The sequence below is a fragment of the Georgenia sp. 311 genome (assembly GCF_006151955.1).
Lineage (GTDB): Bacteria > Actinomycetota > Actinomycetes > Actinomycetales > Actinomycetaceae > Oceanitalea > Oceanitalea wutianyii.
Window position 1 is genome coordinate 1 of sequence record NZ_VDFS01000002.1, and the last position, 13,906, is coordinate 13,906.

At 73.2% G+C, this 13,906-nt stretch carries 12 protein-coding genes; 3 read left to right on the forward strand and 9 right to left on the reverse strand.

The window, feature by feature from the left end; translation table 11 throughout:
* Positions 1–17: 17 nt before the first annotated feature.
* A complete protein-coding gene (locus FHE66_RS00145; protein ID WP_139070969.1) occupies positions 18–5,144 on the reverse strand; it encodes an ExeM/NucH family extracellular endonuclease in 5,127 nt (1,708 codons plus the stop codon).
* A gap of 299 nt (positions 5,145–5,443) precedes the next feature.
* On the opposite strand from FHE66_RS00145, the gene FHE66_RS00150 reads away from it, so the two are divergent.
* Both FHE66_RS00150 and FHE66_RS00155 read left to right on the forward strand, forming a co-directional pair.
* Positions 5,444–5,914, forward strand: coding sequence for a phage holin family protein (locus FHE66_RS00150; protein ID WP_230976445.1), 471 nt, complete (start codon positions 5,444–5,446; stop codon positions 5,912–5,914).
* Positions 5,911–6,201, forward strand: a complete 291-nt coding sequence (locus FHE66_RS00155; RefSeq protein ID WP_139070970.1) for a DUF3618 domain-containing protein — start codon at positions 5,911–5,913, stop codon at positions 6,199–6,201. Before FHE66_RS00150 ends, FHE66_RS00155 begins: the two co-directional genes overlap by 4 nt.
* 28 nt (positions 6,202–6,229) lie before the next feature.
* Here FHE66_RS00155 and FHE66_RS00160 read toward each other — a convergent pair whose 3' ends face one another.
* Positions 6,230–6,448, reverse strand: a complete 219-nt coding sequence (locus FHE66_RS00160; protein ID WP_139070971.1) for a BldC family transcriptional regulator — start codon at positions 6,446–6,448, stop codon at positions 6,230–6,232.
* 269 nt (positions 6,449–6,717) lie between these two features.
* Between FHE66_RS00160 and FHE66_RS00165 the strand changes: the two genes are divergently transcribed.
* Positions 6,718–6,912 (forward strand): DUF3073 domain-containing protein, encoded by a 195-nt coding sequence (locus tag FHE66_RS00165; protein ID WP_139070972.1) that lies wholly within the window; start codon positions 6,718–6,720, stop codon positions 6,910–6,912.
* A gap of 173 nt (positions 6,913–7,085) precedes the next feature.
* Here the strand turns inward: FHE66_RS00165 and purM are convergent, their stop codons facing one another.
* The 7 genes from purM to FHE66_RS15240 all read right to left on the reverse strand — a co-directional run bounded on the left by purM (position 7,086) and on the right by FHE66_RS15240 (position 13,820).
* Positions 7,086–8,192 carry a phosphoribosylformylglycinamidine cyclo-ligase gene (gene purM, locus FHE66_RS00170; protein ID WP_139070973.1) on the reverse strand — a complete coding sequence of 369 codons (1,107 nt, stop codon included), beginning with the start codon at positions 8,190–8,192 and terminating at the stop codon, positions 7,086–7,088.
* On the reverse strand, positions 8,189–9,730 hold the full coding sequence (gene purF, locus FHE66_RS00175; protein WP_139070974.1) for an amidophosphoribosyltransferase: 1,542 nt from the start codon (positions 9,728–9,730) through the stop codon (positions 8,189–8,191). The genes purM and purF overlap by 4 nt, the downstream gene beginning before the upstream one ends.
* A 23-nt stretch (positions 9,731–9,753) precedes the next feature.
* Positions 9,754–11,199 carry an RNB domain-containing ribonuclease gene (locus tag FHE66_RS00180; protein ID WP_139070975.1) on the reverse strand — a complete coding sequence of 482 codons (1,446 nt, stop codon included), beginning with the start codon at positions 11,197–11,199 and terminating at the stop codon, positions 9,754–9,756.
* Between the two features lie 7 nt (positions 11,200–11,206).
* Positions 11,207–11,602: a hypothetical protein gene (locus FHE66_RS00185; RefSeq protein WP_139070977.1), complete on the reverse strand. Its 396-nt coding sequence runs from the start codon at positions 11,600–11,602 to the stop codon at positions 11,207–11,209.
* 366 nt (positions 11,603–11,968) lie between these two features.
* Positions 11,969–12,343, reverse strand: a complete 375-nt coding sequence (locus tag FHE66_RS00190; protein WP_255303546.1) for a sterol carrier family protein — start codon at positions 12,341–12,343, stop codon at positions 11,969–11,971.
* A 271-nt stretch (positions 12,344–12,614) separates the two neighbouring features.
* Positions 12,615–13,337 carry a copper homeostasis protein CutC gene (locus tag FHE66_RS00195; protein ID WP_139070978.1) on the reverse strand — a complete coding sequence of 241 codons (723 nt, stop codon included), beginning with the start codon at positions 13,335–13,337 and terminating at the stop codon, positions 12,615–12,617.
* Between the two features lie 60 nt (positions 13,338–13,397).
* Complete coding sequence (locus FHE66_RS15240; RefSeq protein WP_176554586.1) at positions 13,398–13,820, reverse strand: DUF2255 family protein; 423 nt, start codon at positions 13,818–13,820, stop codon at positions 13,398–13,400.
* Between the last annotated feature and the right edge of the window lie 86 nt (positions 13,821–13,906).

Genomic DNA, 13,906 nt, shown 5'->3' on the forward strand with positions numbered 1-13,906 from the left:
CGTCCGTCGTGCGGGTCCTACGGGGTGCGGCGCAGACCGATGGTGTCCTCGCCGTCACCGTCCCAGTCGCCCACGTAGACCTCGTCACCGAGGCGTCCGTAGGCCATGACGGTGTCCGCCGGGCCACCGGTGAGGGAGTTCTTCACGTGGAAGACGATCCCTCGACGCACGGCGAGGGTGTCCTCGCCGTCGCCGTCCCAGTCGCCGGCGTAGACCTCGTCGGTCGCCCGCCCGTAGACGAGCACGGTGTCGGCCTTGCCGCCGGTGAGGGAGTCCTTCACGTGGTACTCCGCGCCCCGGCGCACCGCGAAGGTGTCGGTGCCGTTGCCGTCCCAGTCGCCGACGAGGACGTCGTCGCCGGGCCGTCCGTAGACGAGCTCGACGTCGGCCTTGCCACCGGTGAGGGAGTTCTTCACGTGGTAGACGTTCCCGCGACGCACGGCCAGGGTGTCGGTGCCGTCACCGTCCCAGTCGCCGACGAGGACGACGTCCCCGGGGCGGCCGTAGGTGAACACGGACTGCGCCGGGCCACCGGCGGGCCGGTTGTTCACGTGGAAGGTCGCACCGCGGCGGACCGTGATGGAGTCACGGCCGTCGCCGTCCCAGTCGCCGATGAGCACCTCGTCCGTCCAGCGGCCGTAGACGAAGGCGTGGTCGGCCGACCCGCCCTCCCAGCCGTTGGTGAGGAAGAAGCCGTACTGCGGCGGCTGGGGCTGCGGCTGCGGCGTCGTGACGGTCACCGGCACCTGGATGGTGGTCCCGCTGGGAGCGGCGACCATCTCGAGCGAGTACTGCCCGGCGAGGCCTGCCGGGACGGTGAAGCCCACCGTCGCCGCGCCGTCGGTGACGGCCGCGGTCCCCAGGACGGTGCGCTGTCCGCCGGCTCCCACGAGGGAGACGGTCAGCTCGGTGTTGGCCGGGCTGCCCTTGGAGGTGAGGTCGAGGCGGGACACCTCGAAGGAGACGGCCTGGCCGGGCTCCAGCTGCGAGGGCAGCGGGTCGACGACCGTCGCCCGGCGGGCGAAGTCCGGCGACAGGGGCGAGGCCTCCCGGAGGTAGCCGATCCACGCGTCGCGGTCGATGAGGCCGGTCTGCTGGACGTCGGTGGCGCCCTTGAAGACGGAGAAGTTGTCACCGCCCTGCGCGAGGAAGGAGAACGTCCCGATGCGGTAGTCCGCCTCGAGGTCGAGCGGCTCGCCGTCGACCGTCACCGAGGTGATCCGCTCACCGCGCGGCGCCGCCGGGTCCATCGTGTAGGACACGTTGTCCGACAGCCCGAGGTGGAGGAAGGACCGCGAGGAGCCGTCCGGCTGCCACTGCTGCTCGAGCATCTGCTTGACCTGCTCGCCGGAGAGCGTCACCGTCCACAGGTCGTTGAGGAACGGCAGGACGGCGTTGGCCTCCGCGAACGTGACCTCACCGTCCGCCTCGGCCCCGGTGGACGTGTAGAGCAGCTCGGCCCGCAGGCCGCCGGGGTTGACGACGCCGATCTGGGCGCCGCCGCGGTGGTCCTCGCTCAGCGTCTCGCGCAGGGCGTCGGCCACGAGGTTGCCCAGCGTGGACTCCGCCGCTCGGTCGTCGCGTGCACCGGCGGCGGTGTACGCCGTCGTGATGTCGGCGGTCACCGAGCCCACGACCTCGCGGCCCTTCTCGTCGGCCACCGCGAGCGCGGCGTCGAGGATGGTCTTGACCTCCGCGACACGCGGGTAGGCCGCCACGAGCTCTGCCACCGGCGCGGTGGACGCGGGGACGTTGCGGTGGTCGTAGTCGACGACGTCGCCCGTCTCGGCGTCCACGGTGAGGACCACCTGGGAGACGAACTCCCCGTAGCTCTCACCCTGGATGACCGGGCGGGACTCCCCGTCGACGCCGGGCACCGGGCCGTCCCAGGCGTAGACCTTGTGGGTGTGGCCGTTGAAGATGGCGTCGACCTTCGCGCTCGTGTCGTTGACGATCCGGTCGAAGATCTCGCTGGTCGCCACCTCCTCCTCGAGGGTGGAGGTGTTCTCGAAGCCCGCGCCCTCGTGGTAGGCGGCGACGATGACGTCGGCCTCGCCGTTGGTGGCGTTGCCGTCGGTGAGCTCGGCCGCGACGCGGTTGACCGCCTCGACCGGGTCACCGAACTCGAGGTCGGCGATCCCGCCGGGGCTGACGAGCGTCGGAGTCTCCTCGGTCACCGCGCCGATGACGGCGACGGTGAGGCCCTGGACCTCGACCGTCTCGTAGGCGTCCAGGGCGGGCGCGCCGGTGTCGGCGAAGGTGACGTTGGCGCCGAGGTGGGAGAAGTCCGCCCAGTCGCTCACCTGTCCGGTGAGGTTGTCGTACCCGCCGTCGAACTCGTGGTTGCCCACGGCCGAGGTGAGGAGGTCGAGCGCGTTGAGGATCTCGACGGTCGGCCGGTCCTCCTGGAGGGAGGAGGTGAACAGCGAGGCGCCGATGTTGTCGCCGGAGGAGAAGAGGACGGTGTTCTCCTCACCCTCCTCGGCGCGCAGCCGCTCGATGGTCCCCGCGAAGCCGAGCGTGTCGTTCGTCGTGACACCGTCGGCGGTCACGTCCGCGAACAGCCGGCCGTGGAAGTCGTTGAACGCGAGGAGGTTGATGTCGACCGTCGGCCGGTCCTCGACGAGGTCGATGCCGACGAGGATCGGGTCGTGGTCGCTCGAGCGGTACGGCGAGGCGTCGTGGAAGTCCGTGACGTTGTAGTTGTGCCGGCTGTACTCGAAGGCGATGGACTCGTAGGAGTTGATGTTCCAGATGTCCGCGTCGGTGACGGCCTCGAAGGCCGCCGGGCTGGCCAGGACGTGGTCGAGGGAGCCGACCATCGAGCCGAAGGCGTAGGTCGACTTCTCCGTGAGCTCCTGGGCGACGTTCGCGTAGTCCTGCCCGTAGAGGACCTCGAGCGGGTCCTCCATCGTGTAGGAGTTGAAGTCGCCGACGAGGAAGACGAGGTCGGTCTGCGCCTCGCCCGCCACGGTGTCGGCGAAGGCGGCGAGCGCCTCGGCCTGGCGGACCCGGTCGGCGTTGGACGCCCCCTGGCCGTCGCCCTGGTCGGCGTTGACGCCGCTGCCCGAGCCCTTGGACTTGAAGTGGTTGTTGATGACGACGAACGTGTCGGCGTCGGGCTCGCCGACGAGGGCGAACTCCTGGGCCATCGGCTGGCGCGCGTTGGCGAACGCGTCGTTGCCGATGAGGATCGTCGTGTCACCGACCGGCTCGACCGAGGCCGTGCGGTAGATGAACGCGTTGCGGATGACGTCCTCCTCCGCCGGGAACGCGGCCGGTGAGGCGACGTAGCCCCACACGCCGTCGCCCGCGACGGCGTTGAGCGCCTCGACGAGCCCTGCGAGGGCGTGGTCGCGGTCGGCCGGCGCGTTGCCCGGGACGAAGGAGAAGGAGTTCTCGATCTCCTGGAGGGCGACGACGTCGGCGTCCAGCGCGTTGACCGCGGCGACGATCTTCTCGGTCTGGCGGGCGAGGTCGGCAGCGTCCCAGGCGCCGCGGACGTCGCAGTTGCGCGCCGTCGTCGGGTTGCCCGCGCGGTCGTTGTAGCCCTGGCAGGCGGGCTGCTCCTCGGCCCCGAGGTGGGTGAAGTAGTTGAGCACGTTGAAGGTGGCGAGCGTGACGTCGCCGCCGACCTCGGCCGGGGCCGCGGGCCGGGTGTCGGGCCAGGTGATCGGCTGGACGTCCGCCGCGTTGTCACCGGTCAGGCGCGTCTGCGGCTGGAGGTTCCAGGTGGCGTCCTCGTTGGCGACGGTGCGCCGGAAGTCGAGGACGACCGGGCGCTCGAAGTCCACCGGGGCGCCCACGCGGACGGGGTTGTCCGTCGTCAGGTAGGGCAGCGGGGTGTTGTGGTCGGCGAAGGAGAAGTTCGTCCAGTCGTGGCTCGCGCCGTCGTCCAGGCGGATCTCACGGTCGGCGTTCGCCGCGACGAGCTCGGTGTACTCGGTGGTGCGGGGCGCGACGACGTCGGTCGGCTGGCGCAGCGGCTCGGTGCCGGCGGCCAGGCCCACCCAGCCGAAACGGTTGGTGTTGTAGTTGTCGGTGACGGTGAAGTCCCCCTGCGGGGCGAGGAGCATGCTCTCGAAGGGCTCGCGCTCGGCGAGCGCGGGCAGCTCGATCGCCGCCGGGACGACCGGCTCGGCAGCCTCGTCGAGCACGGTGAAGGTCTGCGCGGTGAGCTGGGTGAGACCGAAGTACTCGCTCGCGGCGCCGGTGACCTCGACGTGGTCCCCGACCTTCACGGTGTTCGCGAAGGCGGTGCCGCCGCCGAAGACGAAGATCCCGTGGGAGGCGGTGTGCCCCTCGAGGTCCGCGCCGGTCCCCGGGGTCTGGATGAAGGCGCCGTTGAAGCCGCCCGTGGGGTAGACACCGGTGACGACGCCACGGGTGGCGACGACCTGGCCGGCGAGCGGCGTCGTGTCACCGGTGCCCTGGATCTCGGCGATCGTCCGCATCTCGGGCGGGTCGGTCGGCTCGGGCTCGGGCTCGGGGGCCGGGGCCTCGGTGCCCGCGGCGTTGCGCGGCGTCGGTGCCGCCATCGTGAAGTCTGCGGAGTTGTCGTCCGTGTCGGCGCCCTCGGCCCGCTGCCACGACAGCGGGTCGGAGTTGCCACCCTGGTTCGCGGCCGGTGCCGTCTCGAACGTCGTCGCGGTGCCGGTGCCGACGAGGTCGAGGATCGCGCCGTCGAGGTCACCGGTCGCGACGGGGCCCTGCGGGAGCGTCACCGGGGCGGTGCCGTCCACGAGGACGACGACGCCGTTCGACCCTTGCGGGTTCATCGTCGAGCGCACGTCCGGGGTGGGCAGCGCCTGACCGGTCGTGCCGTTCGAGGCACCCTCGACGAGGTAGTAGCCGCCCGGGGCGATCATGCCCGAGAGCGGGACGACCGAGGTCGTCGCCGCTACCCCGGTGGCGGAGCGGTACTGCAGGGTCATGCCGTCGAGCGGGACCGCCTCCTCCGTCGGGTTGTACAGCTCGACGAACTTGTTGAGGTACGGCTGGTTCGCGCTGCCACCACGGGCGTACACCTCGTTGATGACGACGGCGGACCCGTCGGGTGCGGCGGCGGCGGGAGCCACGGCGAGGAGCGGGGAGAGGACGAGGGAGGCGATCCCGACCGCGGCGACACCCCCTCTGCTACGCATGGCGGACCTACGGGGGACTCGACTCACGGTTTCTCCTTCTCCGGCTGTGTCCGGGAGTGAAGGTGCGCGCGGCTGCGAGCGCACGGTGGAGGGGAAGGTCCGCTCATCATGTGGCACATGTCATGTGCGCGTCAAAGTCTCACAGAACGAGACGCGACCCGTTCATCTCGTCGTCACCTGGCGGCAACCTGGCCGCCGGGCGGCAGAATCGCGGAACGACGTGCACCCCGCGCGGTTGACCGCGATCATGGGCGTGCACGAGACCACGAGAGGCGCTTCGGCGCGGAGAAGAGGATCGCGTGAGTACCCAGGCACCGCACGACTCCGGGCGGCCTCCAGAGGGCTTCAGCACGCCGGCGGGGGCACCCCGCTCCGGCCCGGCCGCGGCACGCCCCACGATGGGCGAGCTCGTCGCCCGGGTGTCCGAGCAGTTCTCCCGCATCCTGCGCGGGGAGATCGAGCTCATCCAGGTCAAGCTGGCCGACAAGGCGAAGCACGTCGGCGTCGGCGCCGGCTTCTTCGCCGTCGCCGGGCTCCTCGCCCTCTACGCCCTCGGCGTGCTCATCACGGCCGCCGTGCTCGGGCTGGCCGTCGCCCTGCCCGCCTGGCTCTCGGCCCTCATCGTCGGGGTGGTCCTGCTCATCATCGCCGCGGTCGCCGCCCTCATCGGGAAGAAGAAGGTCCAGGAGGGCCAGGCACCGTCGGCCGAGGAGACCAAGGCCAACCTCAAGGCCGACGTGGACGCGGTGAAGAAGGGGATCCAGTCATGAGCGAGAAGCGCACTCCCGAGCAGATCGAGGCGGACCTCGTCCGCACCCGCGAGGAGCTCGCCTCCTCGGTGGACGAGCTGAGCACCATGCTCGACCCCCGCGTACAGCTGAAGGAGGCGAAGGAGAACATCTCCTCCGCCGCGAAGAACGCGGTCGACGACGTCACCGCCAAGGCAGGCTCGGTCCTCGACCGCGTGAAGGCGGGCGACCCCAAGGTCATCGGGATCCTCGGCGCAGGGGCGGCCGCCGTCGCGGCAGTCATCGCCCTCGCCGCCCGCAGGTCCTGACCCGCGACGACGGCGACGCCGGCCGGGCCTACCGGACGGCGTCCGTCGTCATGCCCGCGCCCAGGCCGTTGGCGACGAGCAGCTCGTCGACCTCGCTGCGGCGGTAGCGGCGGTGCCCGCCGAGGGTCCGGACCGCCGTGAGCTTCCCCGCGTTGGCCCAACGCGTGACCGTCTTGGGGTCGACGCGGAAGCGGGCGGCGACCTCGCCGGGGGTCAGCAGTGTCTCCTCGCGGTAGTTCTCGTTCATGGTGCACCTCAGATCCGTCGCTCGCGTCCGGGCGCTGCCCGACGCGCTTTTCAGCACCGTAACTCGTGCGAATCGGGCGAAACGCGGACGATGGTCCCAAGGTGCCTTTAGCGGGCGCGGCTAGCCAGTGAGAGGCCGCACGTCGGCGTAGATGGTCGAACCGCCCGTTGACCATGTACCGTGGGGCACACGAACCATGACCACAGCACTGGGGCCGCACTGACCTTGTCGGTGCCTGCCCCTCTTCTACGTTGGAGGGGGTCGACGCCATGGGGCGCGGCCGTCAGAAGGCCAAGCAGACGAAGGTCGCCCGTAGGCTGAAGTACTACAGCCCGGAGACCGACTACCGTGCGCTCGAACGCGAGCTCACGGCGCAGGCCACCCATTCTGGGCACACGGACAACTACTACGAGGTCCCCTCCGCAGAGGACGACGACGACGACTGGAGCACCCGCTCCGGCTGAGACTCGTCTCTGCCTCTCTCGACGCCGCCGCCCACCCGGACGGCGGCGTGGTGCTGGACGGAGCGGACGCACGCTCACGCGCGCCCGCCCGGCCCTCGCCGGGGCCGGGCGGGCGTGCGCACGTGCGGCGCCGGCCACCCGCGAGGGCAGGACGGCGCCGGCGCGGGTGAGCGCTACACGCGGTAGGAGCCGTGCAGCCGCACGGCTCCTCCGCGCATGCCCTTGGTGCCGGTGACGACGTCCTCGTCCTGGTCGGTGAGGCGCGTGACCGTCCCGAGCTCCCACGCCCCGACCCCGGCGGTCTGCGCGGTCGCCACCGCGCGGGCGGCGGCGTCGGGCGTGAGCACGGCGACCATGCCGACGCCGAGGTTGAGGGTCTGCTCGAGGTCGGCCCAGTCGACCGGGCCGAGCCGGCGGACGAGGTCGAAGACCGCCGGGACCTGCCACGAGCCGCGCTCGACGTGCCCGACCAGACCCGCGGGCAGCACGCGGGCGAGGTTGGCCGCCAGCCCGCCCCCGGTGACGTGGGACAGCGCGTGCAGCCCGTCGTCCTCGGCGAGCTCGAGGCACAGCCGCGTGTACAGGCGGGTGGGCTCCAGGAGCTCCTCGCCCACCGTGCGCCCGAGCTCGGCGACCTCGCGGTCCAGGCTCCAGCCGCTGACGTCCAGCACCCGCCGCACGAGGGAGTAGCCGTTGGCGTGCAGCCCGGAGGAGGCGAGGGCGAGGAGGACGTCACCCTCGGCGACCCGGTCCGGGCCGAGCACGCGGTCGGCCTCGACGACGCCGGTGGCCGCGCCCGCGACGTCGTACTCCTCGGGCCCGAGCAGCCCCGGGTGCTCGGCGGTCTCCCCGCCGACCAGCGCCGTGCCGGTGAGCGCGCACGCCTCGGCGATGCCCCGGACGATGTCGGCGATCCGCTCCGGGACCACCCGACCGCACGCGATGTAGTCGGTCATGACGAGCGGGCGCGCCCCCACGACGACGATGTCGTCGACGACCATGCCGACGAGGTCGTGCCCGATGGTGTCGTGCTTGTCCATCGCCTGGGCGATGGCGACCTTCGTGCCGACGCCGTCGGTCGACGTCGCGAGGAGCGGACGGCGGTACTCACGCAGCGCCGAGGCGTCGTACAGGCCGGCGAACCCGCCGGCGCCGCCGAGCACCTCCGGTCCGTGGGTGGCGCGCAGCGCCCCCTTCATGAGCTCGACGGCGCGGTCCCCCGCCTCCGTGTCGACGCCTGCCGCGGCGTAGCTGATCGGGGTACGGGGCTCGGTGCTCACTGCGCTCCAGCGATGGTCAGGGTCGGCGAGGGACGGTGCGGGAGGACGTGGTAGCTGCCCCGGTGGCTCTCGGCGGGCTCCGTCGTCTCCTCCACGGGCACGGGGTAGCGCCCGGTGAAGCAGGCGGTGCACAGGCGCTCCTCGGGGACCGCGGTGGCCTCGATCATCCCCTCGGGGGAGATGTAGCCGAGGCTGTCCGCGTCGAGCGAGGCCCGGATCTCCTCGGTGCTCATGCCGTTGGCGATGAGCTCGGCGCGGGTGGCGAAGTCGATGCCGTAGAAGCAGGGCCACTTGACCGGCGGGGAGGAGATGCGCACGTGGATCTCCGCGGCACCGGCCTCACGCAGCATCCGCACGAGCGCGCGCTGGGTGTTGCCGCGGACGATCGAGTCGTCGACGACGACGAGCCGCTTGCCCGCGATGACCTCACGCAGCGGGTTGAGCTTGAGCTTGATGCCGAGCTGGCGGATCGTGTCGGTCGGCTGGATGAACGTGCGCCCGACGTAGGCGTTCTTCACCAGCCCCTGGGCGAACGGGATCCCCGACGCCTGGGCGTAGCCGATGGCCGCGGGCGTCCCGGAGTCCGGCGTCGGGATGACGAGGTCCGCCTCCACCGGGTGCTCCCGGGCCAGGACCCGGCCCATCTCGCTGCGGGCCGCGTTGACCGAGCGACCGGCGATCTGGGTGTCCGGCCGGGCCAGGTAGACGTACTCGAAGACGCACCCGCGCGGCTCCGGGCGGGCGAAGTGCCGGGTGCGCAGTCCGTCCTCGTCGATGATGAGGAGCTCGCCGGGCTCGACCTCGCGGACGAACGTCGCGCCGACGATGTCGAGCGCCGCCGTCTCCGAGGCGACCGCCCAGCCGCGCTGCAGCCGGCCCAGGACGAGGGGGCGGATGCCGTGGGCGTCGCGGGCCGCGTACAGCGAGTGCTCGTCCATGAAGACGAGGGAGAAGGCGCCCTGGAGCATCGGCAGGACGTCCATCGCCGTGTCCTCCAGGGAGCGCACCGGCTCACCCGGGGTGCCCGCGAGGAGCGCGGTGATGACGGCCGTGTCGGTCGAGCTGCCGCGGCCGAGCTCCCCGCTGAGGTCGGCGCCGGACCGGCGGCGCACCTCCTCCATGAGGGAGCGGGTGTTCGTGAGGTTGCCGTTGTGGCCGAGCGCGACCGTGCCGGCCCCCGCCGGCCCCAGGGTGGGCTGCGCGTTCTCCCACGCGCTCGCGCCCGTCGTCGCGTAGCGCACGTGGCCCACCGCGATGTGGCCCTGGAGCGCCGAGAGCGTCTGGTCGTCGAAGACCTGGGAGACCAGGCCCATGTCCTTGTAGACGCGGAGCTGCTCGCCGTTGCTCGTCGCGATGCCCGCCGACTCCTGGCCGCGGTGCTGCAGGGCGTAGATGCCGAAGTAGGTGAGCCGGGCGACCTCCTCACCCGGCGCCCAGACGCCGAAGACACCGCACTCGTCCTGGGGGCCCTTGTCCCCGGGGAGCAGGTCGTGGCTCAGCCGTCCGTCTCCACGTCGCACGAGGGAATGGTCCCACATCCACGCGCGCGGGGCGGGTCGCGTCAGCCTGGTGAGAAACGGACCGTCCTGGTCGGCACGTCGACCTCGGTCAGCCGCACCGTGATCTCCTCCCCGAGCGGCAGCCCGGCGGCCTCCACCCGGGCCTCGACGGCCGGGTCGGCGAGGACGACGCGCGCGCCGTCGTCGTCCACGTCGACGACCACGCCCCGGAAGGTCTGCCCCAGGTGCGGCTCGAGGACCAGGGCCTCGACGGCGTCGACGGCGCCCCGCTCGTAGCGGCCGGCGCGCTGGGTGGCGCGGGCCATCGCCCTGGGCAGGCTCGGCAGCGCCTCGAGGACCCAGGCCGGCACCGGCTCGCCCGCGCACGCGGCGCGGCACACCTCGAGGCCGAAGCGGTCGACGAGCCGGCGCAGCGGCGCGGTGACGTGGGCGTACCGCGCGGCGAGCGCGGCGTGCCGGAGGTCCTCCTCGTCCTGCGGCTCGCCCCCGCCCGCGCCGAGGACGGCGTAGTCGGCGCCGCGGAAGAGGGTCGTCGCCTGGTTGAGGAAGGCGGCGTGGCTGGGCCGCGCGGAGTCGAGGGTCGGCAGGAGGTCGGGGTAGGCGTCGTCGGCGGGCCAGTCGATGCCGAGCGCGCGGGCGGTGCGGCGCAGGCGCGCGAGGTCGCGCGGGTCGGCGGGCGGCAGCGTGCGCAGAATGCCGACGCCGGCGTCCGTCATGATCCCGGCGGCGACGATCCCGGTGAGCAGCGAGACCTGGGCGTTCCACTCCTCCACCGGGAGAGTGGCGCGGAACGTCAGCGCGTAGCCGCCGTCCCGATCGACGATGTCCTGCTCGGGGATCTCGAGGGACACACCGCCGCGCTCACGCTCGCGGGCCAGCCGCAGCTCACCGACCCGGCGCAGGAGGGCGGGCAGTGCGTCGGGGACGGCGGGGTCGCTGGCGCCGTCGGCGACGGCCTGGACCTGCTCGTAGGTCAGCTGGGCGCGGCTGCGGACGAGCGCGCGGCGGACCGTCGCCTCCCGGACCTCGCCCGCGTCGTCCAGGGCGATGCGCCACAGGTAGGAGGGGCGATCCTGGCCGGGGAGCAGGCTCGCCGCGCCCGCGCTCAGCGTCTCGGGGTGCAGCGGCAGCGAGCCCGTCGGTCCGTAGACGGTGACGCCGCGAGCGCGGACCGCCTCGTCGAGGGCGCCGCCGGGCGTGACGAAGGAGGCGACGTCGGCGATGGCGTAGTGGACGACGAGGCCCTCACCGTCCTCCTCCAGGTGCACCGCCTGGTCGAGGTCGCGGGAGCCGGGCGGGTCGATGGTGACGAGCGGCAGGTCGCGGGCGTCGGGAAGGTCCGGGAGCGGACGGGCGGCGGCGTCAGCGGCCTCGGCGAGGGCCGCGGGCGGGAACTCGACGGGGATGTCGAGCTCGCCGCGCAGGGAGTCGAGGGCGGCGGCGACCCTGGCCGGCGGGGCGGGCAGGTGCAGGACTCGGGTCGGCACGCCCCGCTCACCCCTGCCGGGTGCGGCGCAGTGAGCGGCGGTCGGCGACCAGGGCCCAGGTGAGGCCGGCGAAGACGCCGGCCGTGCCGAGGGCGAGGAGGAGGACGAGGAAGAGCGCGCCGCGGGAGATCTCCAGGCCGTCCGGCACGAGGGCCAGCACGAGGGACAGCAGTGCCCCGACGAGGAAGCCGACGATCCCGAACCGGCCGTAGCGCGGGGCGCGCCGGACGCGGCTGTGGTCGGCGACGTCCGCGACGCGAGCGACGGGGGCGTCGGCGGCCGGCTGCGGCTCGCGTGGCGGGACCCGGTGCTGGCCGTTGCGGGACCCGCCGCTCGTGGACTCGGCCGAGCGGCCGGGCTGCTCTGCCTCGCCGGGACCGTGCTCAGGACTGGGCGTGCTCACCCGCCCCAATCTACCCGCCCCACCTCCCCCCGCCCGTCGCCCCCTCTCCCTCCCCGCCCGCCTCCCCCGCCGACAGCCGACTTCCGCGCGAGAGCGGGTTTCCGCGCGAGAGCCGACTTGTGCGCGAGAGCCGACTTCCACGCGAGAGCGGAGTTGTGCGCGAGAGCCGACTTCCGCGCGAGAGCGGAGTTGTGTGCGAGAGCGGACTTCCGCGCGAGAGCCGACTTCCACGCGAGAGCCGACTTCCACGCGAGAGCGGAGTTGTGCGCGAGAGCCGACTTCCGCGCGAGAGCGGAGTTGTGTGCGAGAGCCGACTTCCGCGCGAGAGCGGAGTTGTGTGCGAGAGCCGCTGTCCGCGGACTCAGGTCAGCGCGTGATCAGCGGCAGGACGCTGGAGAGGTCGGCTCGGATGCCCGACGCGACGACGGCGCCGCTCCTGACCGCGTCGTCCCAGGTCAGACGGCCGGTCGCGAGGCGCAGCCAGGTGTCCATGTCCGTCTCGACGACGTTGGGTGGCGTGCCCCGCGTGTGGCGAGGCCCGGCGATCGCCTGGACCGCGGCCGCGGGCGGGACACGGACCTCGACGGAGTTCCCCGGCGAGCTCACCGCCAGCTCCTCGAGGGTGAACCGCACAGCAGTGCGTACGACGGCCGGCGGCACCTCCGCGCCGTCGTCGTCCGCGTCGCGCCACTGACGTAGCGCAGCCATTCCCTCGGCGGGGTCGATCCGTCGTCGTGCCACGGGTCCACGGTAGCGAGATCGCGGGGTGCCGCCCGTTTCGGCGGGGCCGCCCACTCCACCTCGGGTGGAGGGGAGTCGGACGTCGACCGCTGCGGACCCGCTCTCGGGCGGAAGTCGGCTGTCGGGCGGAAGTCGGCTGTCGGGCGGAAGTCGGCTGTCGGGCGGAAGTCGGCTCTCGGGCGGAAGTCGGCTCTCGGGCGGAAGTCGGCTGTCGGCGAGGGGGGAGTGGGGCAGGGGGGCAGCGGGGTCAGGGGGCAGCGGGGGCAGGGGGTCAGGGGTGGGTGGGGTGGAGGGCGGCGGCTGCGGCGACGACGGTGGCGGGGTCGGTGACGTCGTAGCCGGCGGGGCCGCCCCCGGGGCCCGCTGGGCCGGCGTCCGAGACCCGGCGCCGGGCGGACAGGTGGACGGCGTCGACGCCTGCGGCGAGGAGGTCGGGCACGTGGGCGGGCAGCACTCCCCCGCCCGCCATGACCTCGAGCGCGCCGTCGGCGGCAGCGACCGTGCGGGCGATCGTCGCGGCTCCCCCCACGGCGATCGGCGCACCGCCGGAGGTGAGGACTCGGGTGAACCCGAGCCGGACGAGGGTGGGGACGGCGGCTGCCGGGTCGGGCAGGACGTCGACGCACCGGTGGGCGGTCACCTCCCGTCCCTCGGCGGCGTCGCGCAGCGCCTCCAGGGCGTGCTTGTCGAGGGAGCCGTCGGCGGTGAGCGCCCCGACGACGACGCCGGCGGCGCCCGCGTCCACCAGCGCCTCGATGTCGCGGACCATGAGGGACACCTCGGTCGCGGAGTAGCGGAAACCCCCGGCGCGCGGCCGGACGAGCACGTGGACCGGCAGCCCGACGGCGACGACGGCCTCGACCATCGCGATGCTCGGGGTCAGCCCGCCGACGTCGAGCGCGGAGCACAGCTCGACGCGGTCCGCGCCCGCCTCCCGGGCGGCGAGCGCCCCTGCGGGGTCCTGGACGGCGATCTCCAGCTGTACCGAGGTCATGCCCCTACCTTCGCGCACCGGCCGGGCTGCCCGCCTCCGGCACGCGGGTCGGCGCGCGGGTCAGGAGCCGGCGGCGGGCTCCACGCGCAGCGTGCAGGCGACCGCCTCGGGGCTGAGCATCGGCCCGAGGGAGGACGGCGGCGCGTCGGCGTACTTGCGGCGCAGCTCCTCGTCGATGCGGTGCTGGACCGGGTCCTCCGCGGTCAGCGACGTCGTCGCCACCGGCTCGCGGCTCAGCTCGAGCGCAGCGCGCCGGTCGCGCTCGGCGAGGTGCCCGTCCCCCATCGCGAAGGCCACCGGACGCCCGGCGAGCACGTGGCGGTACCACCACGAGCCGGGCCCGTAGGCGGAGCGCAGGTAGGGCACGCCGTCGACCACCACCGACCAGATCGGGGTGGCTATGGGCTCACCGTTCGCGCGGGTCGTCACGATCGCCACGACCTCGGTCCGGTCGAGCAGGTCCACCACGTCGTCGAAGCTCATGGGGTCGCAACAGCGGTGACCGCCGTCACATTCCCCCGGGCGTTCCTGCCACCATCCCGGCGGGCGGGCGCGTGTCGCGCCCGACG

What these genes read in the sequence shown, in the direction of transcription:
- FHE66_RS00165 (WP_139070972.1), top strand. Translation starts at nt 6,718, where the DNA reads ATGGGGCGCGGCCGTCAGAAGGCCAAGCAGACGAAGGTCGCCCGTAGG.
- FHE66_RS00195 (WP_139070978.1), bottom strand. Translation starts at nt 13,337, where the DNA reads ATGACCTCGGTACAGCTGGAGATCGCCGTCCAGGACCCCGCAGGGGCG.
- FHE66_RS00160 (WP_139070971.1), bottom strand. Translation starts at nt 6,448, where the DNA reads ATGAACGAGAACTACCGCGAGGAGACACTGCTGACCCCCGGCGAGGTC.
- FHE66_RS15240 (WP_176554586.1), bottom strand. Translation starts at nt 13,820, where the DNA reads ATGAGCTTCGACGACGTGGTGGACCTGCTCGACCGGACCGAGGTCGTG.
- purF (WP_139070974.1), bottom strand. Translation starts at nt 9,730, where the DNA reads ATGTGGGACCATTCCCTCGTGCGACGTGGAGACGGACGGCTGAGCCAC.
- FHE66_RS00145 (WP_139070969.1), bottom strand. Translation starts at nt 5,144, where the DNA reads ATGCGTAGCAGAGGGGGTGTCGCCGCGGTCGGGATCGCCTCCCTCGTC.
- FHE66_RS00155 (WP_139070970.1), top strand. Translation starts at nt 5,911, where the DNA reads ATGAGCGAGAAGCGCACTCCCGAGCAGATCGAGGCGGACCTCGTCCGC.